22 protein-coding genes are annotated in these 22,609 nt (G+C 63.6%); 13 read left to right on the top strand and 9 right to left on the bottom strand.

Going from position 1 to position 22,609, the window contains the following annotated elements:
* Window positions 1-16 precede the first annotated feature (16 nt).
* Genes zapE through AC4GYV_RS10715 form a run of 3 tightly spaced genes read right to left on the bottom strand, consistent with a single transcriptional unit; the run spans window position 17 to window position 2,396 of the window.
* Window positions 17-1,126, bottom strand: coding sequence for a cell division protein ZapE (zapE, locus tag AC4GYV_RS10725; protein ID WP_491100701.1), 1,110 nt, complete (start codon window positions 1,124-1,126; stop codon window positions 17-19).
* Entirely contained in the window at window positions 1,123-1,623 is a 501-nt protein-coding gene (locus AC4GYV_RS10720) for a PaaI family thioesterase (protein ID WP_491100700.1), read from the bottom strand. The genes zapE and AC4GYV_RS10720 overlap by 4 nt, the downstream gene beginning before the upstream one ends.
* A complete protein-coding gene (locus tag AC4GYV_RS10715) occupies window positions 1,620-2,396 on the bottom strand; it encodes a succinate dehydrogenase iron-sulfur subunit (RefSeq protein WP_491100699.1) in 777 nt (258 codons plus the stop codon). Before AC4GYV_RS10715 ends, AC4GYV_RS10720 begins: the two co-directional genes overlap by 4 nt.
* Window positions 2,397-2,504: 108 nt before the next feature.
* Here AC4GYV_RS10715 and AC4GYV_RS10710 point away from each other — a divergent pair, with 108 nt between their 5' ends.
* On the top strand, window positions 2,505-2,681 hold the full coding sequence (locus AC4GYV_RS10710) for a hypothetical protein (protein ID WP_491100698.1): 177 nt from the start codon (window positions 2,505-2,507) through the stop codon (window positions 2,679-2,681).
* Between the two features lie 3 nt (window positions 2,682-2,684).
* On the opposite strand, the gene AC4GYV_RS10705 is transcribed toward AC4GYV_RS10710, so the two are convergent.
* Both AC4GYV_RS10705 and AC4GYV_RS10700 read right to left on the bottom strand, forming a co-directional pair.
* The gene (locus AC4GYV_RS10705) at window positions 2,685-3,086 is read right to left on the bottom strand and encodes a hypothetical protein (RefSeq protein ID WP_491100697.1); all 402 of its coding nucleotides are present in this window, start codon (window positions 3,084-3,086) and stop codon (window positions 2,685-2,687) included.
* Window positions 3,087-3,203: 117 nt separating this feature from the next.
* The gene (locus AC4GYV_RS10700; RefSeq protein ID WP_491100696.1) at window positions 3,204-3,557 is read right to left on the bottom strand and encodes a hypothetical protein; all 354 of its coding nucleotides are present in this window, start codon (window positions 3,555-3,557) and stop codon (window positions 3,204-3,206) included.
* Between the two features lie 227 nt (window positions 3,558-3,784).
* Here AC4GYV_RS10700 and mdh point away from each other — a divergent pair, with 227 nt between their 5' ends.
* From mdh to lpdA, 6 genes are all read left to right on the top strand, one after another.
* Window positions 3,785-4,747 carry a malate dehydrogenase gene (mdh, locus tag AC4GYV_RS10695; protein ID WP_491100695.1) on the top strand — a complete coding sequence of 321 codons (963 nt, stop codon included), beginning with the start codon at window positions 3,785-3,787 and terminating at the stop codon, window positions 4,745-4,747.
* The gene (gene sucD, locus AC4GYV_RS10690; protein ID WP_491100694.1) at window positions 4,744-5,631 is read left to right on the top strand and encodes a succinate--CoA ligase subunit alpha; all 888 of its coding nucleotides are present in this window, start codon (window positions 4,744-4,746) and stop codon (window positions 5,629-5,631) included. The genes mdh and sucD overlap by 4 nt, the downstream gene beginning before the upstream one ends.
* A gap of 31 nt (window positions 5,632-5,662) precedes the next feature.
* Window positions 5,663-8,467 (top strand): 2-oxoglutarate dehydrogenase E1 component, encoded by a 2,805-nt coding sequence (locus tag AC4GYV_RS10685; protein WP_491100693.1) that lies wholly within the window; start codon window positions 5,663-5,665, stop codon window positions 8,465-8,467.
* 9 nt (window positions 8,468-8,476) lie between these two features.
* On the top strand, window positions 8,477-9,763 hold the full coding sequence (odhB, locus tag AC4GYV_RS10680; RefSeq protein WP_491100692.1) for a 2-oxoglutarate dehydrogenase complex dihydrolipoyllysine-residue succinyltransferase: 1,287 nt from the start codon (window positions 8,477-8,479) through the stop codon (window positions 9,761-9,763).
* Window positions 9,764-9,783: 20 nt separating this feature from the next.
* Window positions 9,784-10,572, top strand: coding sequence for a class I SAM-dependent methyltransferase (locus AC4GYV_RS10675; RefSeq protein WP_491100691.1), 789 nt, complete (start codon window positions 9,784-9,786; stop codon window positions 10,570-10,572).
* Window positions 10,573-10,689: 117 nt separating this feature from the next.
* Window positions 10,690-12,084: a dihydrolipoyl dehydrogenase gene (gene lpdA / locus AC4GYV_RS10670; protein ID WP_491100690.1), complete on the top strand. Its 1,395-nt coding sequence runs from the start codon at window positions 10,690-10,692 to the stop codon at window positions 12,082-12,084.
* A 15-nt stretch (window positions 12,085-12,099) separates the two neighbouring features.
* Here lpdA and AC4GYV_RS10665 read toward each other — a convergent pair whose 3' ends face one another.
* Both AC4GYV_RS10665 and sppA read right to left on the bottom strand, forming a co-directional pair.
* A complete protein-coding gene (locus AC4GYV_RS10665; protein ID WP_491100689.1) occupies window positions 12,100-13,443 on the bottom strand; it encodes a M28 family metallopeptidase in 1,344 nt (447 codons plus the stop codon).
* Between the two features lie 26 nt (window positions 13,444-13,469).
* Window positions 13,470-15,329 (bottom strand): signal peptide peptidase SppA, encoded by a 1,860-nt coding sequence (gene sppA, locus AC4GYV_RS10660; protein ID WP_491100688.1) that lies wholly within the window; start codon window positions 15,327-15,329, stop codon window positions 13,470-13,472.
* A 123-nt stretch (window positions 15,330-15,452) separates the two neighbouring features.
* Here sppA and AC4GYV_RS10655 point away from each other — a divergent pair, with 123 nt between their 5' ends.
* The 3 genes from AC4GYV_RS10655 (at window position 15,453) to groL (ending at window position 18,989) form a co-directional block, all read left to right on the top strand.
* Window positions 15,453-16,856: an MATE family efflux transporter gene (locus AC4GYV_RS10655; protein ID WP_491100687.1), complete on the top strand. Its 1,404-nt coding sequence runs from the start codon at window positions 15,453-15,455 to the stop codon at window positions 16,854-16,856.
* A 131-nt stretch (window positions 16,857-16,987) separates the two neighbouring features.
* A complete protein-coding gene (groES, locus tag AC4GYV_RS10650) occupies window positions 16,988-17,275 on the top strand; it encodes a co-chaperone GroES (RefSeq protein ID WP_491100686.1) in 288 nt (95 codons plus the stop codon).
* Between the two features lie 70 nt (window positions 17,276-17,345).
* Complete coding sequence (groL, locus tag AC4GYV_RS10645; RefSeq protein ID WP_491100685.1) at window positions 17,346-18,989, top strand: chaperonin GroEL; 1,644 nt, start codon at window positions 17,346-17,348, stop codon at window positions 18,987-18,989.
* An 11-nt stretch (window positions 18,990-19,000) separates the two neighbouring features.
* On the opposite strand, the gene AC4GYV_RS10640 is transcribed toward groL, so the two are convergent.
* Together AC4GYV_RS10640 and AC4GYV_RS10635 are read right to left on the bottom strand one after the other, a co-directional pair.
* Window positions 19,001-19,171, bottom strand: a complete 171-nt coding sequence (locus AC4GYV_RS10640; RefSeq protein WP_491100684.1) for a hypothetical protein — start codon at window positions 19,169-19,171, stop codon at window positions 19,001-19,003.
* A gap of 94 nt (window positions 19,172-19,265) precedes the next feature.
* Window positions 19,266-19,532 carry a circumsporozoite protein gene (locus tag AC4GYV_RS10635; RefSeq protein WP_491100683.1) on the bottom strand — a complete coding sequence of 89 codons (267 nt, stop codon included), beginning with the start codon at window positions 19,530-19,532 and terminating at the stop codon, window positions 19,266-19,268.
* Window positions 19,533-19,699: 167 nt separating this feature from the next.
* Here AC4GYV_RS10635 and AC4GYV_RS10630 point away from each other — a divergent pair, with 167 nt between their 5' ends.
* The 3 genes from AC4GYV_RS10630 to AC4GYV_RS10620 are packed head-to-tail and all read left to right on the top strand — an operon-like array spanning window position 19,700 to window position 22,601.
* Entirely contained in the window at window positions 19,700-20,659 is a 960-nt protein-coding gene (locus AC4GYV_RS10630) for an ArsR/SmtB family transcription factor (protein WP_491100682.1), read from the top strand.
* The gene (metF, locus tag AC4GYV_RS10625; protein ID WP_491100681.1) at window positions 20,656-21,558 is read left to right on the top strand and encodes a methylenetetrahydrofolate reductase [NAD(P)H]; all 903 of its coding nucleotides are present in this window, start codon (window positions 20,656-20,658) and stop codon (window positions 21,556-21,558) included. The genes AC4GYV_RS10630 and metF overlap by 4 nt, the downstream gene beginning before the upstream one ends.
* Entirely contained in the window at window positions 21,555-22,601 is a 1,047-nt protein-coding gene (locus AC4GYV_RS10620) for a homocysteine S-methyltransferase family protein (protein ID WP_491100680.1), read from the top strand. Before metF ends, AC4GYV_RS10620 begins: the two co-directional genes overlap by 4 nt.
* Window positions 22,602-22,609 lie beyond the last annotated feature (8 nt).

Below are 22,609 nucleotides of genomic sequence, written 5' to 3'. Positions count from 1 at the left end.
TCCCAAGTGCGGACCGTCAAGCGGTGACGCCGTGACCCTCGGCAAGATATTCGGCGCTGCGCATTTCCTCGAGCCGACTGACGGTGCGCTGGAACTCGAAGCTGCCGTCGCCGGCGGGATAAAGTCCTTCGGGTTCCGCATCGGCAGCCGCGAGCAGCTTCACCTTATGCTCGTAGAGTGCATCGATCAGCGTGACGAACCGGGCCGCCTCGTTGCGCATATCCGGACCCATCACGGGAATGCCGACGATGATCACCGTGTGATAGCGGCGCGCGATGGCGAGGTAGTCGGCGGCACCGCGTGGCTCTCCGCACAGCCGCTTGAACGAGAACACTGCGACGCCCTTCAGACTCTTCGGCACATGAAGGGTGCGCCCACCGCCAACATCGATGTCCTCGGACGGCACCTTGGCGCGATCCTCGACCGGATAATCGGTCAGCTGGAAGAAGGCGCGTGAGAGGTCCGCCGTGGCTTCCGGCCCGTTGGGCACGTGCCATACCTCGACGCCCGTAAGGCGGTCGAGCCGGTAGTCGGTCGGGCCATTCACCTCGACTACAAGCATCCGCTTCTCGATCAGCTCGATGAAAGGGATGAACAGCTCCCGATTGAGCCCGCCTTTGTATAGGTCGCGCGGCGGGCGGTTCGATGTGGTGACTATCTTCACGCCTTGATCGAGCAATTTCCCAAACAGCCGCGACACGATCATCGCGTCGGCCGGATTGGTGATCTGCATCTCGTCGAAGCAGAGCAGCTTTGCTTCTTCCGCAATTTGCTCGGCGACCGGCTCTATCGGATCGCCTTCTTCGCTCTCGCGCGCCTTCCGCAGGCGGGCATGCGTCTCCAGCATGAATTCGTGGAAGTGGACGCGGCGCTTGGGGCTGATGTCGATGTGGGCGAAGGCCAAGTCCATCAGCATCGACTTCCCGCGACCCACGCCGCCCCAAAGATAGACGCCGGCCGGTCCTTCGGGTGCGCCGCCGAACAATCGCGAGAAGAAGCTGCCCGGAGTGGCGATGGCGCTTGCAAGCCGATCCAGAGCGGAGACCGCACTCTCCTGAGCAGGATCGGGCTTGAGTTCCCCAGCCTTGATCAGCTGGTCGTAGGCGGCCCGGACCGGCCCCGTCATGCCGCGGGACGGTTGGGCGTATTCACTCGCTTCAGCGTGCCGGTGAAATTGTAGCAGGGTTCACCATCTTGATAGAGGACGCCCTGCAAGAAGGCGTGGCCACGCGTCTCCCGTACCAATTGGACGTGCGCGTCGAGCGGCGTTCCCGGCTTGCCACGCGCAAGGAAATGGGTGGTCAGGTCGAGCGTCACGAAATGGCCTGGCGCCATGCCGGCGCACAACCCGCCCGCGAACATCGACATGTCTATGAAGCTCATCACCGACCCGCCATGCAGCGACCCGCCCATGTTCATATGCGCTTCGGTCGGGAACATGCGGGCGATGCCGCGACCGGGACCGTCGGGCTTGAACAGTAGACGGCCGGTCGCGCCGGCGAAGCTGCCGCGCGGGAAGTCGCCCCAGCTGTACCAGCCCGGATTATCGGGATCGGGTGAGGCGCCGCGCGGAATTCCGGCCTGATCGGCCGATCCCGGATTGCCGGTCGGGACGTCGCTCACGCAGCGCGTTCGGCGATGAGCTTCTTGGTCTCGGCGATCGCCTTCGCCGGATTCAGCCCCTTTGGACACACGTTCGCGCAGTTCATGATCGTGTGGCAGCGATAGAGGCGGAACGGATCCTCGAGTTGGTCGAGGCGCTCACCTGTCGCCTCGTCGCGGCTGTCGGCGAGCCAGCGATAGGCCTGGATCAGGATCGCCGGGCCCAGGAACTTGTCGGCGTTCCACCAATAGCTCGGGCAGCTCGTCGAGCAGCAGAAGCAAAGGATGCACTCGTACAGGCCGTCGAGCTTCTCGCGGTCCGCAGGCGACTGCAGCCGCTCGCGCGATGGCGCCGGGCTCGAGGTCTTCAGCCACGGCTGGATCGACGAATATTGCGCATAGACATGGGTGAGGTCCGGAACGAGGTCCTTCACGACTTCCATGTGCGGCAGCGGCGTGATCTGAACTTCGCCCTTCAGGTCCTCGATGGCGGTGGTGCACGCGAGGCCGTTGCGCCCTTCCATGTTCATCGAACAGGACCCGCAAATGCCTTCTCGACAAGAACGGCGGAAGGTCAGGGTCGGATCGATCTCGTTCTTGATCTTGATCAGCGCGTCCAGGACCATCGGCCCGCACTTGTCGAGGTCGATCGTATAGCGGTCGTAGCGCGGGTTTGCGCCGGTGTCCGGATCGTAGCGGTAAATCTTGAACGTCTTGAGGCGCTTGCCTTCCTCTGGCTTGTAGGTTCGCCCCTTGGTGATCTTGCTGTTCTTCGGAAGCGTGAATTCGGCCAAGCTCTTGCTCCTTGCTTGGCTCGAGCCGCTAGCACCCGCCGGACCGAAATTCAAAGCGTTCACGGGACTGACACTGTGCTGCAATGCGCATGGTGCAATGTCGGTCGCATGGACGACTTGGATTATCTCCGTCGCCGTGAGCAGCAAGAACGCGCGGCGGCAAAGCGAGCTGCTTCACGCGCCGCGCGTATTGCGCACCAGGAGCTGGCGCAGCGCTATGCAGCGCTGATCGCCAGCCTCTGTTGGCAGCCCTCACTAGTCGTCACCGAGCTTCAGGCTGCCTGAGCTCTACCGAAGCAGGGCGCTGACGATCTGCTGGATCAGCATGGTGCGCGGGTCGACGGCGTACAGGTAGCCGTCGTTATAATAGTAACGATAGCGCGAGTTCAGGGCGTAGCGCCGACGGACGTCGTAAGGGATCCGCTGGTAGCTGTAACGGTCGCCGTAATCGTTGTTCCAGCGCTGGCCGCGATAGAGCTTCTTCGCCTGGCCGGGCGGCATGCAACCGTTGTGCTTCTTGGCAAGGCCCGGCGGGCAGCCGCCCACGCCGTAACCCACAGGAGTCTCATAGCCGTTGCCGTGCCCGTGGCCGTAACCCTGGCTGTTTCCGTGGCCATGGCCAGGCTTCGCGACTGCTTGGCCGGCGAAAGCGAGTGCTGCGGCGCCCGTTAGGATGATGAGCTGTTTCATACTGTCCTTGCTAACCCTCTCGAACTGAATGTTGGTTGATGCATATCGTTAGCGGAAACGAAAGGGCCGCCGTTTGGATGCGGCGGCCCCACGTGCGTTTCAAACTGATGCGGTGAGTTACGGCGCCGGCTGCGTGTAGATCACGCGCGTGACGGTGTAGTTGCTCGGGTCGACCTCATAAAGATAGCCGTCCGAGTAGACGTAACGACCGCTCGGCTTCACGCCATATTCGGTCACGACCGTCTGGGGGATCGCACTCACGTCGGTGTAAGTGTAGGTCGGGCCAAATACGTGGCCGACGTTATACTGGTTGCGAGCGGCAGCGCCTCGCGTCAGGCGCTTGTAGGTCACGCAGACGCCGTCCTTGACCTTGTCGCAGACCATCACGTCCGAATAATGCTTCTCCGCGAGCGCGGGCGCAGCGCTGAACGCCACCGCAGCACCGCTCATTGCAAGAATGATCTTGATCATGGGTATCCTCCGATTTCGGTGGTCGGGGTAAAAACGGTCAGGGTTCCCCCGCAGTTTCGCATGTTACAGCGATTTAATGTCGGCTCGCCGACGCCCGTTCGTGGGCTGTTCCTGTCCTCTGCGGTTGCGGGTTTGAGACCTGCTCGCTAATCGGGCGCCGCGCTCCTTAGGCGGCGACTCCCTAGATCCGCCGCCCGTGAACAAAGACAGAAAGGTTAAGCGGCCTTATGGCTCGTAAGAAGATCGCGCTTATCGGCGCTGGCAACATCGGCGGAACGCTCGCGCACCTCGCGGCACAAAAGGAATTGGGCGACATCGTCCTGTTCGACGTCGTCGAGGGCGTCCCCCAGGGCAAGGCGCTCGATTTGTCTCAGTGCGGCCCGATCGAAGGGTTTGACGCGAAGATCACCGGGTCGAACGACTATGCAGATATCGCCGGGGCGGACGTGATCATCGTCACCGCCGGCGTCGCCCGCAAGCCAGGCATGAGCCGTGATGACCTGCTGGGCATCAACCTCAAGGTGATGAAGGCCGTCGGCGAGGGCATCAAGAACAACGCCCCCAACGCCTTCGTGATCTGCATCACCAACCCGCTCGACGCCATGGTCTGGGCGCTGCGCGAATTCTCGGGACTTCCGCACAACAAGGTTGTCGGCATGGCTGGCGTGCTCGACAGCGCCCGTTTCGCAACCTTCCTTGCACAGGAATTCGACGTCAGCGTGCGGGACGTGAACGCGTTCGTTCTCGGCGGCCACGGTGACACAATGGTGCCTGTGACCAGCTATACCACGATCAGCGGCATCCCGGTCGACGATCTCGTGAAGATGGGCAAGTCGTCGAAGGAACGCATCGACGAAATCGTGAAGCGCACCCGCGGTGGCGGCGGCGAGATTGTCGCCCTGCTTAAGACCGGCTCGGCTTTCTACGCGCCTGCGACCAGCGCGATTGCGATGGCCGAAGCTTATCTCGGCGACCAGAAGCGCATTCTACCCTGCGCCGTCTACGTCGACGGCAAGTACGGCCTTGACGGCCTCTACGTCGGCGTGCCCACGGTGATTGGCGCCAACGGTGTCGAAGAGATCATCGAAATCGCGCTCGACGACGAAGCCAAGAAGAACTTCCAGGTCAGCGTCGAGGCGGTCAAAGAGCTGATCGAAGCCTGCAAGCAGATCGACGGAAGCCTGGCATGAGTATCCTCGTCGACAAGAACACCAAGGTCATCACCCAGGGGATGACCGGCGAGACCGGCACGTTCCACACGCGCCAGGCGCTCGACTATGGAACGCAGATGGTCGGCGGCGTGACGCCGGGGAAGGGCGGAACGACCCACCTCGGCCTGCCGGTCTACGACACGGTCTCTGAGGCTGTCGCCAAGACCGGCGCAACGGCGTCCGTCATCTACGTCCCGCCGCCATTCGCTGCGGACTCGATCCTCGAGGCGATCGACGCCGAAGTGCCTTTGATCGTGACCATCACGGAGGGCATTCCGGTGCTCGACATGGTGAAGGTGAAGCGCGCGCTCTCCGGCTCCAAGTCGCGCCTGATCGGACCGAACTGCCCGGGCGTGCTGACGCCGAACGAGTGCAAGATCGGCATCATGCCCGGCAACATCTTCAAGAAAGGCAGCGTGGGCGTGGTCAGCCGCTCCGGCACTCTGACCTATGAAGCCGTGTTCCAGACTACCAACGAAGGTCTCGGCCAGTCGACTGCGGTCGGCATCGGCGGCGATCCGGTAAAGGGCACCGAGTTCATCGACGTGCTCGAGATGTTCCTCGCCGACGACGAGACCAAGTCGATCATCATGATCGGCGAAATCGGCGGCTCCGCCGAGGAAGACGCCGCTCAGTTCCTCGCCGACGAGGCGAAGCGCGGGCGCCGCAAGCCGGTGGTCGGCTTCATCGCGGGCCGCACCGCGCCTCCGGGCCGCCGCATGGGCCATGCCGGCGCGATCATCTCCGGCGGCAAGGGCGATGCCGAGAGCAAGATCGCGGCGATGGAAGCGGCTGGAATCACGGTCAGCCCGAGCCCATCTGAACTGGGCAAGACCTTGAAGGAATTGCTGGAAACGGCCTGAACCGCGATCGCATCGCGGACGGAGAGATAAGTTGAACGACGTTGTCGGATTTGTGGAACGCGAGCCTGGCCCCAGCTGGGAACGGTCGAACTGGCCGATCGACGGGCTCGACGAGCTGAACCTCGGCCTGGATCCGACGCAGGCAACGATCGAGAAGGTGAGGCAGGCGGTTGGCCAAAGGGCTGCGGCCGGCGGTGCCAGCCCCGACGAAATCCGCCGCGCGGCAGAGGACAGCATCCGCGCGATGATGCTGATCCGCACCTATCGCGTGCGCGGACACCTGGCGGCCAATCTCGATCCACTGGGGTTGGCGCGGCGCGACGTGCCGGCGGACCTCACGCCCGAATATCACGGTTTCACTCCGGCCGATCTCGACCGGCCGATCTGGATTTGCGGCGTGCTCGGCTTCGAGCAGGCGACGGTCCGGCAGATCGTCAAGGTGCTCCAGGACACGTACTGCGGCCACATCGGCTTCGAGTACATGCACATCAATGAGGTCGAGGAGCGGCGCTTCATCCAGGCGCGCATCGAGGGTGAGGAAGAAACCGTCCAGTTCACCCCCGAGGGCAAGCAGTCAATCCTCACCAAGGTGATCCACGCCGAGCAGTGGGAGAAATTCCTCGCCCGCAAATATGTCGGCACGAAGCGCTTTGGCCTCGACGGTGGCGAAGGCGCGGTCCCGGCACTGGAAGCGGTGATCAAGTACGGCGGCCAATATGGCGTGACCGAGATCGATATCGGCATGGCCCACCGCGGCCGGCTCAACATTCTAACCAACGTGATGGGGAAGCCTGCGAAGGCCATCTTCCACGAATTCGCCGGTGGCGCGACCAACCCGGCCGACGTAGGCGGTTCGGGGGACGTGAAGTACCACCTCGGCACCTCGTCCGACCGCGAGTTCGACGGCAACAAGGTGCACCTGTCGCTGCTGCCGAACCCATCGCACCTCGAAGCGGTGGATCCGGTCGTTCTCGGCAAGGCCCGCGCGGTGCAGACGATCCGCGGCGACGTTCAGGGCGACACCGTCCTCCCAATACTGCTCCACGGCGACGCGGCGTTCGCGGGTCAGGGCGTTGTCTGGGAATGCCTGAGCTTCTCGGGGCTTCCCGGCTATGCGACCGGCGGAACGATCCATTTCGTGATCAACAACCAGGTCGGCTTCACGACCAGTCCCCAGTTCGCCCGCTCTTCGCCCTATCCGTCGGACGTCGCCAAGGGCATCCAGGCGCCGATCCTGCACGTCAACGGCGACGACCCGGAGGCGGTCACCTGGGCCTGTAAGCTGGCGATCGAATTCCGCCAGATGTTCAACCGCGACATCGTGATCGACATGTGGTGCTACCGGCGCTTCGGTCACAACGAGGGTGATGAGCCGAGCTTCACGCAACCGCAGATGTATGCGGCGATCAAGAACCACCCGCCGATCAGTGAAATTTATGGGAAGCGGCTCATTGCGGAAGGTGTTGTCGACCAAGCGTGGATCGACGCCACGACACAGCAATATGTCGCTCGCCTCGAAGAAGACTTCCAGTCGGCGGTCTCCTACCTCCCGAACAAGGCGGACTGGTTCGAAGGGCGTTGGGCCGGCCTCGGCCGGCCGGACGAACCGGTGCTCGGCCGACGCAACATCCAGACCGCGATCAGCGAGGATGAGCTAAAGCGTCTCGGCGAGGTTCTGACCAAGATCCCCGAAGGCCTTGCGGTCCACAAGACGTTGCAGCGCATCATCGATGCGAAGAAGGCAATGTTCGAAAGCGGCGAGGGCTTCGACTGGGCAACCGCCGAAGCGCTCGCGTTCGGAAGCCTGCTCATGGACGGAGCGAATGTCCGCCTGTCAGGTCAGGACAGCGGACGTGGCACGTTCAGCCAACGTCACGCCGTCTGGGTCGACCAGAATACAGGCAACAAATACATCCCGCTCACGACGGTCGTCGGTGGCCGCTTCGAAGTCCGCGACAGCCCCCTGTCGGAATTCGGCGTGCTCGGCTTCGAATATGGCTATTCGCTCGCGGACCCGAAGACGCTGGTTCTCTGGGAAGCGCAGTTCGGCGACTTCGCCAACGGCGCTCAGCCGATCATCGACCAGTTCATCGCGGCGGGCGAAGCCAAGTGGCTGCGCGCAAGCGGGCTGGTGATGCTGCTTCCGCACGGCTTCGAAGGGCAGGGGCCTGAGCACAGCTCAGCCCGCTTGGAGCGGTACCTGCAGCTCTGCGCAGAGGACAATATGCAGGTCGCCAACTGCACGACCCCGGCGAACTACTTCCACATCCTCCGGCGCCAGATGCGGCGCGACTTCCGCAAGCCGCTGATCATGATGACGCCCAAGTCGCTGCTTCGCCACAAGCTCGCCGTCTCGAAGGCTTCCGACTTCACCGGTGAGAGCCACTTCCGTCGCATCCTGTCCGACCTCAATGCACCGGCCGAAGGCGAGACGCGGCGTCTCGTGCTCTGCTCGGGCAAGCTGGCTTACGAACTGATGGAGGCGCGGGACGGCGCAGGCGAAAAGACCACCGAGATCATCCGTATCGAGCAGCTCTACCCCTTCCCGTCGGAGCCTCTGATCAAGCGCCTCAGGGCTATGCCGAAGCTCGAATGCCTGATCTGGGCGCAGGAAGAGCCGAAGAACAACGGCGCCTGGCACTTTGTCGAGGACCTGCTGGAGCAATGCCTGGCGGACTCCGGTCACCAGGGCATGCGGCCAATCTATGCTGGCCGTGACGCAAGCGCTTCGCCTGCAACGGGCCTCGCCAAACGCCACGCAGCCGAGCAGGCGGCCTTGATTGCTGCGGCACTCGGCCATAGCAGCCCTGCAGGCGCCGCGGTCGCGGCCGAATAAAGGATCAACATGGCCACTGACGTCCAAGTCCCGACGCTCGGGGAATCGATCACCGAAGGCACGCTCGCGCGCTGGCTCAAGAAGCCCGGCGAAGCGGTGGCGGCCGACGAGGCGATCGCGGAGCTCGAAACCGACAAGGTCAGCGTCGAAGTGCCTTCGCCGATCGCCGGTGTGGTCACCGAGCAGCTCGTGAAGGAGGGTGACACGGTCGCCGTCGGCGCGCCGATCGCCCGGATCGACGAGAGCGGCACGGCATCAGCTACGCCGGCACAGGCCGCTGCGGCCGCGACGACCAACCCGGCGGGCGCGGGCGAAACGCCGGCACTCCGCGCAGATGCAACTGCTCCCGCCGCTGAAACCGACGGCGATCAGATCACCACGCTCTCACCGGCAGTCCGCCGCGCGGTTCTCGAATATCATGTCGATCCGAGCAGCATTCGCGGCACCGGCAAGGACGGTCGTTTGACCAAGGACGACGTCATCGCGGCGGCGCAAGGTCAGAAGACCGCTGCACCGCCTCCGGAGGCTAAGGCTCCTGCTGCTCCGCCACCGGCGCCTCCGGCTCCGCAAGTGAAGGCGCCCGCTCCTCGCGGTGAACGTCGCGAAGAGCGCGTGAAGATGACACGCCTCCGTCAGACTGTGGCGCGTCGTCTAAAGGAAGCGCAGAACACCGCCGCCATGCTGACGACGTTCAACGACGTCGACATGACCGCGGTGATCGAGGCCCGCGCCCGCTACAAGGACCTGTTCGAGAAGAAGCACGGCATCCGTCTCGGCTTCATGGGCTTTTTCGTGAAGGCCTGTGCACTCGCAGCCAAGGACGTGCCTGCCGTCAACGGGAGCATCGAAGGCGACGAGATCGTCTACCACGATTATCTCGACGTTTCCGTAGCTGTCTCGGCGCCCAAGGGCCTCGTCGTGCCGGTCGTGCGCAATGCCGATAGCATGAGCTTTGCCGAGATCGAAAAGACCATCGCCGACTATGGCAAGCGCGCCAAGGAAGGCACCCTGACGATGGAAGAGATGCAGGGCGGCACCTTCACCATCTCCAACGGCGGTGTGTTCGGCTCGCTGCTGTCGACGCCGATCCTCAACCCGCCGCAATCCGCCGTGCTCGGCATGCACCGCATCGAAGAGCGGCCGGTGGTCAAGGACGGGCAGATCGTCGCCCGACCGATGATGTATCTCGCGCTCTCCTACGACCACCGCCTGATCGATGGCCGCGAAGCGGTCACCTTCCTGGTGCGCGTCAAGGAAGCGATCGAGGACCCTACGCGCCTGCTCATCGATCTCTAGTTGCGGGCGTATTTTCCGAAATGTTGAGTGGTTCTGTCTGCAAATTCCGTGATTTCTCGTCTCCGTGGTTCAAGATCTGGTCCGATCGCACGAAGATCGCTTCCCTTCATCGCAAGACCTGGGAATGGAACATCATCTCCCAGATCCTGGATGAGAGGGACATGCTGCGGCCTGGCCGCCTCGGCATCGGATTCGCGGTAGGCACCGAGCCGCTCGCATCGCTATTCGCCTCACGTGGAGCGACAATCCACGCGACGGACATTGCTGCCGGGGAGGTCGCCGACGCGTGGGCTCAATCCAATGAGCACGCCGATGGGTTGGAAGCGGCATTCAGGCCGCACGTCATCGAGCGCGCCGTGTTCGAGGAACGCGTGAGGTTCTTCAATGCGGATATGAACGATCTTGAATCACTGCCGAGCGAGACATACGATTTCGCGTGGTCGTCATGCGCGATGGAGCATCTCGGATCGCTCGACCATGGTCTCAATTTCGTCGCCAATGCGATGAGGCTGCTCAAGGTGGGCGGCGTTGCCGTCCACACCACAGAGTTCAATATCGCCGACCTCGAAGACACGTTGGAAGAAGGATCGGCGGTCATTTACCGCGAGAGCGACTTTCACAAATTGGACGGGATGCTCCGCAAGCGCTTCTGTTACATGGAGCCCATGGACTTCAACCGCGGATACGATCGCGAAGACATCCTCTACGATAGCGCGCCTTGGGGTGAAGGCGGCCATCCCCACATCAAGATCGAGTTGCACGGCTTCATCTGCACGTCCGCGGTCATGATCTGTCATCGCGTGGCGTGAGGGTTCATCAAAGCGGGTAGTTCGCGGGACACGGCGGGGTGGTCAGCGCGGCCGATCCTTCCTAAATGGCCGCCGAACGCGCGTTTTCTGCGCCCTTTTGATCCTTCAGAGGAAATCATGGCTGACTACGATTTCGACGTCCTGGTGATCGGGAGCGGACCCGGCGGCTACGTGGCCGCGATCCGAGCGGCCCAGCTCGGGTTGAAGACTGCGTGCGCGGAGAGCCGCGAAACGCTTGGCGGCACCTGCCTCAACGTCGGCTGCATCCCCTCCAAGGCGCTCCTCCACGCGTCGGAGCTGTTCGAGGAAGCCGCTCACGGCACGCTCGCGAAGTGGGGCGTGAAGACGAGCGGCGTCGAAGTCGATCTCGACACCATGCATGGCAGCCGCAAGGAAGCCGTGAAGGGCCTGACGCAGGGCATCGAATTCCTGTTCAAGAAGAACAAGGTCGAATGGCTCAAGGGCCATGCAAGCTTCGAAAGCGCCGACACGGTGAAGGTCGGCGATCGCACCGTTCGCGCGAAGAACATCGTCATCGCCACCGGCTCGTCGGTCACGCCGCTGCCCGGCGTCACCATCGACCAGGAGCGCATCGTCGACTCCACCGGCGCACTCGAACTGCCGCAGGTTCCCAAGCGCATGGTGGTCATCGGCGGTGGCGTCATCGGGCTCGAGCTCGGCTCCGTCTGGCGGCGGCTCGGCGCCGAGGTCACCGTCGTCGAGTTCCTCGACCAGATCCTGCCCGGCTTCGACGGGGACGTCCGCAAGGAAGCGAACAAGATCTTCAAGAAGCAGGGCTTTGAATTCCGCCTGTCGACCAAGGTGACCAAGGCCGAACGCAAGGGCGACACCGTCACGCTGACCGTCGAGCCAGCCGCCGGAGGCACCGCCGAGACGATCGAGGCGGACGTCGTCCTCGTGTCGATCGGCCGCAAGCCGAACACCGACGGCCTCGCGCTCGACAAGGCTGGCCTCCAGACCAACCAGCGCGGGCAGATCGAAACCGATGACGAATTCCGCACCAAGGTGCAGGGCATCTGGGCGATCGGCGACGTGATCCCGGGTCCGATGCTCGCTCACAAGGCCGAAGACGAAGGGATCGCGGTCGCCGAGAATATCGCGGGCCTCACGGGCATCGTGAACCACGATGTGATCCCGAGCGTGGTCTACACGATGCCGGAGATCGCCGGCGTCGGCCTCACCGAAGAGCAGGCGAAGGAGCATGGCGAGGTGAAGGTCGGCAAGTTCCCGATGCTCGCCAACAGCCGCGCCAAAACCAACAAGGAGCCGGACGGCTTCGTGAAAGTCATCGCCGATGCGAAGACCGACCGCGTGCTAGGTGTGTGGATCATTGCCAGCGTCGGCGGCACGATGATCGCCCAGGCCGCACAAGCGATGGAGTTCGGCGCCACGAGCGAGGACATCGCCTACACTTGCCACGCCCACCCGACGCATAGCGAAGCGCTCAAGGAAGCGGCGATGGCGGTGCAAGGAAAGCCGATCCACATCTAAGGACCGGTTCGTGTCTTAACGATCCACTGCGGGCTTCCCGCCCGGCTTCCACGCCGGAACGAAGTCGCTGTTCGCCAGCCACTCGAGCGGCGCGACCAGCGACTGGATCGCCTTGGTCATGAACTGGATGTTGAGGTTGGCGGCGGTGTCCGTCGGCTGGTGATAGGTCGGCGTGACCGCCCAGCCCGAAACCGTGTGGGCAACCACGCCCTTCAGCGCGAGCGAGTAATTGTCGGACCGCTCGAAGAAATGCTGGTCCGGATAGGGATCGCCCGTGACCAACCCGCCATGCTGCTTCAGCGCCTCACCCAGGTTTGAGCGTTCGAAGCCGGTCATCATCAGCGTATTCATTGGGAGCTTCGGGTCCTGCGCGCCGATCATTTCGAATTCGACGTTCGCGATGATCTGATTGAGCGGAACGGGCGGGTGCTCCCCGAAATAGGTCGAGCCATAGCCCCCGATTTCCTCGCTTCCGTAAGCGACGAACAGGATGCTCCGCTTCGGCTGCTTGCCCGCGGCAAGCGCCTTGGCGAGCTCGAGCACCGCCGTGGTGCCGGAAGCATCGTCGTTCGCGCCGTACATGATCGTGCCGTCGGGCCGCTTCCCGAGATGATCGAGGTGGGCGGAGAACAGCAAAGTACCGGCGGCAGGATCGCTGCCCTTGAGGTACCCGATCGCGTTCGTCGTCTGCGACCGCTCCTCCGCCACCGAGACGTTCAGCGCGACCTCCGCGCCGTTCTTGCTCGCAAGGGCGTCCACGGCGGCGTCCGGCAAAGTAACCAGCGTGGGCTGGCCCCTCAGCGCCTGTCCGTCGAGGTAGCTGGGCAGGCGCGGCGCCCTGATCATCGTCGCGAGCTTCCGCGTCGCATCGCTTTCACGGATCAGCACCAGCGCGATCTTCTTCGCGCCTGCCGCACGAAACAGCTGCATGGCGTCGAATTCATTGGCCGTCAGCAGGACAACCGGAGAGCTCGGAAGGTCCTCCACGCCCTTCGCAGCCGCAAGCTTGCCCGACACGGACTTGCCCGACCCCGTCAGCAGGGTGGGCCGCGCGATCGCTGCGCCGTTCGCGGTCAGCGTTACCGGCCCGTTCAACCCAAGCTTCACGATGGTCGCCGTCTGCAAATAGCCGTTCATCCCCGGCGCCGGCGTCAGGCCGTACGATTGGAACTGCGAAGCCACATATGCAGCCGCGATCGCTTCATCCCGCGTTGCGCTTCCGCGGCCCTGCAGCGCCTCGCTGGCCAGGAACGCCTCGTGGGCCGCGACGGACCGCTCGGTGATCGTGCTCTGCGCGATTGCCGGCGTGGCGATCAGCGAAGCGCTGGCGAGCGCCAGCGCGATGAAGTGGCGATGCATTCGGTCTTTCCCCCGCGTCCGTAAGTTTAGATCAGCCACGCCTTCAGCAGCTCGAGCAGGCTCAAGTCGCGCTGCTTCGGCGGCTTGGCGGGTGCGGCGGAGGCGCATTCCAGGCAACGCGCCTGGATGCTCGGCCCGGCGAGGATCGACTGCACTTCGTCGATCGCCTGCGCGAGCTGCTCCTGCGGCTGGCGGGTGATGGCGGCGAAAGCATCCGGTTGGGCGCTGGTGTCGTCGTCGCCCCCGGAGCTGCTGAGCATCTCGAGCAGCTGGTCGCGGAAGCTGCGCGGTGCTTCGAGGTAGCGAACGCCGCGCTCGTTGCCGAGATTTGCCAGCTGGGCCGCCTTTGCGATCGCTTCGCTCATTCCGCCGAAGCCGTCGACGAGCCCGATCTGGTGCGCAGTTCCGCCGTCCCAGACGCGCCCCTGCGCGATCTGGTCGACCTGCTGCGGCGTCTTGTGGCGCGCTTGGGCGACGATGTTGAGGAAGCGGCTGTACATCGCCTCGACGCCCGATTGGATGAGCGTGTTCACCTCCGGCGAGGGACCGCGCAGCAAGTCAGGCTCGCCAGCCAGCGGCGTCGTTTTCACGCCATCCGCGCCGACGCCGAGCTTCTGCAGCGTTCCCTGGAAGCTGGGCAGGACACCGAACACGCCGATCGATCCCGTGATCGTTGAAGGTTCGGCATAGATGTAGTTGGCAGGCGTCGCGACCCAGTAGCCGCCCGATGCGGCAACGCTGCCCATCGAAACGACGACCGGGATCTTGTTCGCCTTGGCTTCGAGCAGCGCCTGACGGATCCGCTCCGAAGCGAGCACCGAACCACCTGGGCTGTCGACGCGAACGACGAGCGCCTTGATGCCCTTGTTGATCCCTTCGTGGATCTGCCGGGCAATCGTGTCGCCGCCGGCATTTCCACCGCCGCCTTTTCCGTCGACGATCATGCCGGCGATCGTCACCACGCCGATCGGGCCATTGCCGCGGCGATCGACCTTTTCGTTGACGTAGGAGGAGAGACGGATTCGAGCGAAGCCGGCGGGGTCACTGCTCTTGCCGCCAAGCGCTGCAAGGCGAGATTCGAACTGGTTGCGGTCGCCAACGCGGTCGACCAGCCCGGCACCGAGCGCCGCCTTGGCCATGTCATTCCCGGCCGCTGCAATCGCCCCGTTCATGTTCTGCAGGAACAAGTCGACGTTCGCCTTCGGCCGCGCGGCGTGCACCGCCTGCTTCCAGGATTCGAGCTGTGCCTGATCGAGCGCCATGTAGTTCTGCTTGGCCTCGGGCGACATGTCGTTGCGGATGAAGGGCTCGACGGCCGATTTGTAGGTGCCGACGCGATAGACGTTGGCCGTCACCCCGAGCTTGTCGAGCAAGCCCTTGTAATAGAGGTTCGATCCGCCCGGTCCGGTGACCATCACGGCGCCGAGCGGGTTGACCCAGACTTCCGAAGCCGCCGAAGCAACGAGATAGCTGTCGTTGGTATAGCCGGTCGCATAGGCAACCACCGGCTTGCCAGCCGAGCGCAGGCCGCGCACGGCATCGGCTAGATCGATCATCGCCGTCTGACCACCGCCAGTGAAGCTGTCGAGGTCCAGTGCGACCGCCTTCACCCGGTTGTCGTCCTTCGCGGCATCGAGCGCGCCGACCAGGTCGCGAAGCCGGAACTGCTGGATACGCGATCCGCCTGCGACGTCGGACCAAGTGGCACGAACCGGTTGCTCGACGACGCTGCCCCTGAGGTCGAGGTCGAGGACGCCGTCTTTCACCGGCGCTGGCTTGGCTGAGAGGCCGGCGTAGAGCACGCCGAAGAAGAGGAGCATGAAGAGAAGGACCAGCGCGTCCTTGATCCCGACCAGCAACTTCCACACGGCGCGAACGAACTTCATGATCTTGCCTCTAAGCGATTTCGACGGGTGGCTAGCGTAGAACGGCGGTCATTGCGAGCGTTTGCAATACGTTCTGCCGAACGGTCATTGCTTCGGCGCCAAGCTCCCACCATTGACGCGCGCATGGACGCTGGAGCTGGGATCTCATCTGTACGGGCGCAAACGCCGTGGCGCGACGAGCTGCGCGCGATGCTCGCGCTCGCGTGGCCGCTCATACTGGCAAACCTGACGCAGCAGGTGATTCAGGCGACCGACGTCCTGCTGATGGGCCGGCTCGGCGCGACGCAGCTGGCCGCGGCGACTCTCGCGCTCAACATGACCTTCACCTTCAACATCTTCCTGCTGGGCCTGATCACTGCCTCGTCGCCGATGATGGCGACTGCTCTCGGACAAAGGTGGAACGCGGTCCGCGACGTGCGCCGGACCTTCCGCGCCGGGCTGTGGCTGATCGCGATTGCGATGCCGCCATACTGGCTCATTCTCTGGCACGTGGGCGACTTGATGCGGCTCTTCGGTCAGTCCGCAGAGCTAGCCACGCAAGGGCAGACGTTCCTTCGCGCCTACATGTGGTGCACCGCGCCCTGGCTGGTCTTCCAGCTTCTCCGCAATTTCGTGTCTGCTCTGGAACGGCCCAAAGTGATCTTGTGGCTGAGCCTCTGCGGTATCGCAGTCAACGCTTTGCTCAGCTGGTCGCTGATCTTCGGCCATTTCGGATTGCCTGCGCTGGGGCTCATTGGCGGGGGCGTGGGAAGCAGCCTCACTTGGCTCGCGCTCTGCGGCGCTCTCCTGGTGGTGATTTCGACTGACCGGCAGTTCCGGAGGTTCCACCTGTTCGGACATTGGTGGAGATTCGATCGGCAGCGGACCCTTGCGATGGTGCGGCTTGGATGGCCGATCGGCCTTACGATGGCGCTCGAAATGGGCGTGTTCGCGCTGGCCGCTTACTTCATGGGGTGGCTCGGAGCATCGACGGTCGCAGCGCACGCCATCGCGCTCCAGATCGCGGCCCTGACGTTCATGGTGCCGCTGGGGCTCGGACAGGCTGCGACAGTCCGCGTCGGTCTTGCAGTCGGCCGGAAAGACCAGGCCGGCATCACCCGCTCGGGCTGGACGGCCTGGGTCATCGGTGTCGGTTTCATGGGCACGATGGCGATCGCGATGTGGGCATTCCCCCACCAGCTCGTGACATTGTTCCTGGAGGACGTTCCCGCCAACGCCGCCGTCATCGCTCTTGCCATCAGCTTCCTGCAAGTCGCTGCCGCATTCCAGCTGGTCGACGGGGCGCAAGTCATCGGCGCGGGCATGCTTCGCGGCCTCCACGACACTCGCTGGCCGCTACTGTTCGCCTTGTTCGGTTATTGGGTCGTTGGCCTCGGAATAGGCGCATGGTTGGCCTTCGCCGCCGACTGGAAGGGCGTGGGGATCTGGATCGGTCTCGCGAGCGGTCTCGGTGCGGTCGCGGCGCTGATGCTGGCGCGCTGGCTCATGCGCGATCGGCTCGGGCTGACCCGGCTGTCGCACGCCTGAAAACAAAAGCCTTTGCGACACCGTTGACAGATGAACGGGTGACAACCACATGCGCCCCATCGCTGGCACTCTCAGGTAGGGAGTGCCAACGGCAACGTTCAACTGCTAAACAGAGAAGGGGGTTAAGACCCATGGGATTCAGGCCGCTTCATGACCGCGTCCTCGTCCGCCGCGTCGAGGCTGACGAAAAGACCAAGGGCGGGATCATCATTCCCGACACCGCCAAGGAAAAGCCGCAGGAAGGCGAAGTCGTCGCCGTCGGTGCCGGCGCCAAGAGCGAAGAGGGCAAGGTCACGCCGCTGGACGTCAAGGCTGGCGACAAGATCCTGTTCGGCAAATGGTCGGGCACCGAAGTCGTCGTCGACGGCGAAGACCTGATCATCATGAAGGAAAGCGACATCCTGGGGATCGTAGGCTGACTTCGAGCCCTCGCGTGTGCGCGTAGGGCAGCAAACTTAGCGAACTTCCACAAAACGAAAGGGTAGCCAAATGGCAGCCAAGGACGTGAAATTCAGCCGCGATGCGCGCGAGCGCATTCTCAACGGCGTCGATATTCTCGCCAATGCAGTGAAGGTGACGCTGGGCCCGAAGGGCCGCAACGTCGTCATCGACAAGAGCTTCGGCGCTCCGCGCATCACCAAGGACGGCGTCACCGTCGCCAAGGAGATCGAGCTCAAGGACAAGTTCGAGAACATGGGCGCGCAGATGGTGCGCGAAGTGGCCTCGAAGACCAACGACATCGCCGGCGACGGCACCACCACCGCGACCGTTCTCGCCCAGGCGATCGTTCGCGAGGGTATGAAGTCGGTTGCGGCGGGCATGAACCCGATGGACCTGAAGCGCGGCATCGACATCGCCGTCCAGAAGGTCGTCGCGGACCTCAAGAGCCGTTCGAAGGACGTGCAGGGCTCGGGCGAAATCGCTCAGGTCGGCATCATCTCTGCTAACGGCGACAAGGAAGTCGGCGAGAAGATCGCCGAGGCGATGGAAAAGGTCGGCAAGGAAGGCGTGATCACCGTCGAAGAGGCGAAGGGTCTCGAATTCGAGCTCGACGTCGTCGAGGGCATGCAGTTCGATCGCGGCTATTTGTCGCCGTACTTCATCACCAACCCTGAGAAGATGCAGGTCGAGCTTTCGGATCCGTACATCCTGATCCACGAGAAGAAGCTCTCCAACCTCCAGGCGATGCTCCCGATCCTCGAGGCAGTTGTTCAGAGCGGCCGTCCGCTCCTGATCATCGCCGAGGACATCGAGGGTGAGGCTCTGGCCACGCTCGTCGTCAACAAGCTGCGCGGCGGCCTCAAGGTCGCGGCCGTGAAGGCTCCGGGCTTCGGCGATCGCCGCAAGGCGATGCTCGAGGATATCGCGATCCTCACCGGCGGCGAGATGATCAGCGAGGATCTCGGCATCAAGCTCGAGAGCGTCACGCTGAACATGCTCGGCCAGGCCAAGCGCGTTACGATCGACAAGGACAACACGACGATCGTCGACGGTCACGGCACCCGCGAGAACATCGAGGGCCGCGTCGCCGCGATCCGTCAGCAGATCGAGAGCACGACGTCGGACTACGACCGTGAGAAGCTGCAGGAGCGGCTGGCGAAGCTCGCTGGCGGCGTCGCGGTGATCAAGGTCGGCGGCGCCTCCGAGGTCGAGGTGAAGGAGCGCAAGGACCGCGTTGATGACGCGCTCCACGCGACTCGCGCTGCGGTCGAGGAAGGCATCGTTCCGGGCGGCGGCACTGCGCTGCTCTACGCTTCGAAGGCCCTCGACGGCCTGAAGGGCGAGAACGACGACCAGACCCGTGGCATCGACATCATCCGTCGTGCGTTGCAGGCCCCGGTCCGCCAGATCGCCGAGAACGCGGGTCACGACGGCGCGGTTGTCGCTGGCAAGCTGATCGACGGCAATGATGCGACGCTCGGCTTCAATGCTCAGACCGAGCAGTATGAGAACCTGGTTCAGGCCGGCGTGATCGACCCGACGAAGGTCGTCCGCGCTGCTCTGCAGGACGCTGCTTCTGTGGCCGGCCTGCTGATCACCACTGAAGCCTCGATCGCCGAGGCGCCGGAAGACAAGCCGGCCCCCGCGATGGCCGGTGGCGGCATGGGCGGAATGGGCGGAATGGACTTCTAAGTCCGCTCAACTCATTCGGTTGAATTGGAAGGGCCGGTGGAGTGATCCGCCGGCCCTTCTTCATTGGCCGCCGCGTTGAGCATGTCTTCCGCTTCGTTGAGCTGCGCTGCTTGCTCAGCCGTCGGCGCTTGCGGCTCGTCCCTGTGACAAGCGCTGATAAGGATCAGCGAGCAAAGGATCATTCTATTCACTCGGCGAAGGTACCACTCTGGCGGAACATAAAAAAAGGGCCGCCCCGAAGAGCGGCCCTTTCCGTAAGCTCGTGAGAGCAGCGACTTAGTGGGTCGCGTTCTCAGCAGCGTTCGCAACGGCGTCCTGCGCGTTGTCGACGGCATTGCCGGCGTTCTCAACGGCATTGCCAGCGGCGTTCAGAGCGCTGTCAGCAGCGGCGGTCGCGTTGGCGTCCGTCGTTGCAGCGTTGACGTCGGTAGCAGCCGTATTCTCGACGGCGGTCTCGTTAGCCGCATTGTTGTCGGCGGTGTTCTTGTTGCACGCGGCCAGGCCGAGCGCGAGGACCAGAGCGGTCACAGCAATCTTCTTCATGATCGTTCCTCCCTTCGAAAACGCCCGTTTATCCGGGCGCCAGCGTCGACCTGCTACTGCGAGTCAGGCCAGACCCGCGGGAATAGCTTCAATCTCTATCGATCCACAAGGGTTTATTCTCACTCATTCAATTGACCATATAAAGATATCTTTATATCCTTATCTGCATGGCCGCCGTTCCACCGCTCGCTGACCGCTTCCAGGCGCTCGCCGATCCCACTCGGCTGCGGATTTTGGCGCTTTTGCGCCTAATGGAGCTGTCGGTCGGTGAGCTGGCGCAGGTGCTAGGTCAGAGCCAGCCGCGTGTTTCCCGACATCTGAAAATCCTGGCCGACGCGGGTGTGCTCGAGCGTCGCAAGGAAGGCAGCTGGGTTTTCCTCACCCTGTCCGACTCGGACCAGTTGGAGCCCTTGTTCGCCTTGGTGGACGAATGGGCGGATCAGTCCACGCGCTCATCGTTTCAATCAGACGCTGCGCGGACGGAGGGTATCCGCGCCGAGCGCTCGGAAGCCGCGACCCGGTACTTTGCCGGGCACGCCAGCGTCTGGGACCAAATCCGCTCGCTCCACGTCGCTGAGAGCGAGGTCGAACGGGCCATCGATGCCGCGCTCGGCAAACGTCCGCTCGGCCGCCTGGTGGATATCGGCACGGGCACCGGCCGGATGATCGAGCTGTTCGGGCCGAAAGCCACGCAGGCCATCGGCATTGACCGCTCTTCGGAGATGCTGCGGCTGGCCCGCGTGAAGCTGGAAGCTGCGGGCATCCATTCGAGCTTGCGCCAAGGTGACATGTACGCTCTTCCGCTTGAAGATGGCAGCGCGGACAGCGTCATCATCCACCAGGTGCTGCACTATGCGCACTCGCCCGCGTCGGCAATCGCTGAGGCAGCGCGCGTTCTTTCTTCTGGCGGTACTCTCCTGGTTGTCGACTTCGCGGCGCATGAGCGTGAAGAACTCCGCGCTACCGACGCACACATCCGCCTCGGCTTCGAGGACGAGGTGATGGCGGGCTGGTTCGCCGCTGCGGGCCTCGAAGTCGATCAGGTCCATCACCTCGAAGGCGGCGAACTGACGGTGACGTTGTGGCGTGGCGTGAAGGCGGCAGTTCCGCAGCGGAGGGCCGCATGAACGCGTTCGAGCGGTTAAATCACCACCAACCTTTGTTTGCCGAAGCGCGCGGCGACATCCAGGTGAGCTTCGAATTCTTTCCGCCCAAGACGGAAAAGATGGCGGATACCTTGTGGGAGTCGCTTCAGACCCTGGCGCCGCTCAATCCGCGCTTCGTGTCGGTGACTTATGGCGCCGGCGGTTCGACCCGCGAGCGAACGCACGCGACGGTCGAGCGCATTCTTAAGGAGACGCCGCTTACGCCGGCGGCGCACCTCACGTGTGTTGGCGCAAGCCGGGGCCAGATCGACGACATCGCTCGCGAATATTGGGATCTGGGCGTCCGCAACATCGTCGGATTGCGGGGCGACGCGCAGGAGCCAGGCACAAAATATCAGCCGCATCCCGAAGGCTATCGCGACGCGGCCGAGCTGGTCGCGGGCCTGAAGAAAGTCGCGCCGTTCGACATCTCCGTGGCCGCCTATCCGGAGATCCATCCGGACTCCTCGTCGCGGGCGTTCGATCTCGAGAATCTGAAGCGGAAGGTGGACGCTGGCGCCGACCGTGCGATCACTCAATTCTTCTTCTCGCCCGACTGCTTCTTCCGCTTCCGCGATGAAGCTGCGGCGGCAGGCATCGACGTTGAGATCGTGCCCGGAATCCTCCCGGTTTCGAATGTCGCAACGACCCGTCGCTTCGCGCAGACCTGCGGGGCAAGCATTCCGCAATGGCTCGATGGCTTGTTTGAAGGCCTCGACGAGCTCCCGGGGGCGCGCCAGTTGATCGCTGCGACCGTAGCGGCTGAACTTTGCGGTCAGCTCTACGCGGGCGGTGTCCGCCACTTCCATTTCTACACGTTGAATCGCGCCGAGCTTAGCTACGCGATCTGCCATCTTCTCGGAGTTCGAGCCCAAGCATGAGTGCCGCCCAATCCCTCCGCGCCGAAGCCGCCAAGCGCATCGTCATCAAGGACGGCGCCTATGGCACCTCCGTTCAGGCGCGAAAGCTGCAGAGCGCCGATTATTGCGGCGGCCTCGACCTGCTCAAGGACCAGCGCGGCAACAATGATTTGCTGAACATCAGCAACCCGGAAGTCGTGCGCACGATCTGCCAGCAGTTTGCCGACGCGGGCGCCGAGATCCTCGCGACCAATACCTTCAACGCAAATGCGATCAGTCAGGCGGATTATGGCGCCGAAGCGCTCGTGCCGGAGATCAATCGCGCGGCCGCAGGGATCATCCGTGACGTCGCCGATCGCTACACCGCGAAAGACGGAAAACCGCGCTGGGTTGCGGGTGCGCTGGGGCCGACGAACAAGACGCTTTCGCTGTCGCCGAACGTCAACGACCCGGCCTTCCGTGAAGTCGATTTCGACCAGGTGAAGGCAGTGTATCGCGAGCAGATCGACGCGCTGGTCGAAGGCGGCGTCGATTTCATCCTGATCGAAACGGTGTTCGACACGCTGAACGCCAAGTCGGCGATCATGGCAGGCCTTGAAGCGGAGCAGGCGCTTGGGCGTGAGCTTCCGCTGATGATCTCGATGACGCTGACCGACCTCAGCGGCCGCAACCTTTCGGGCCACACAGTAGAGGCATTCTGGGCGTCGGTCCGCCATGCGAAGCCGCTCACGATCGGGCTCAATTGCTCCTTCGGCGCGGCGCAGCTGCGGCCCCATCTCGCAGCATTGTCGGCCGTCGCGGACACTTTGGTGATGGCTTATCCGAACGCCGGCCTTCCGAACGAACTGGGCGAATATGATGAGGCTGCCGCCGAGACTGCGGCGCAGGTTCGCGAATGGGTCGAAAGCGGCCTGGTGAACATTGTCGGCGGTTGTTGCGGGACGACTCCCTCGCATATCGCCGCCATTTCCGGGACGGTGCGCGATTGCACGCCGCGCGCCGTCCCGGCTGCACGCAGCGGGACTCTGCTCGCCGGCCTCGAGCCCATGCTGATTGCCGCCTGACCCATGGA

Source organism: Sphingomonas sp. SP4 (assembly GCF_058313375.1).
This window is presented reverse-complemented; position numbering and strand designations above follow the sequence as displayed.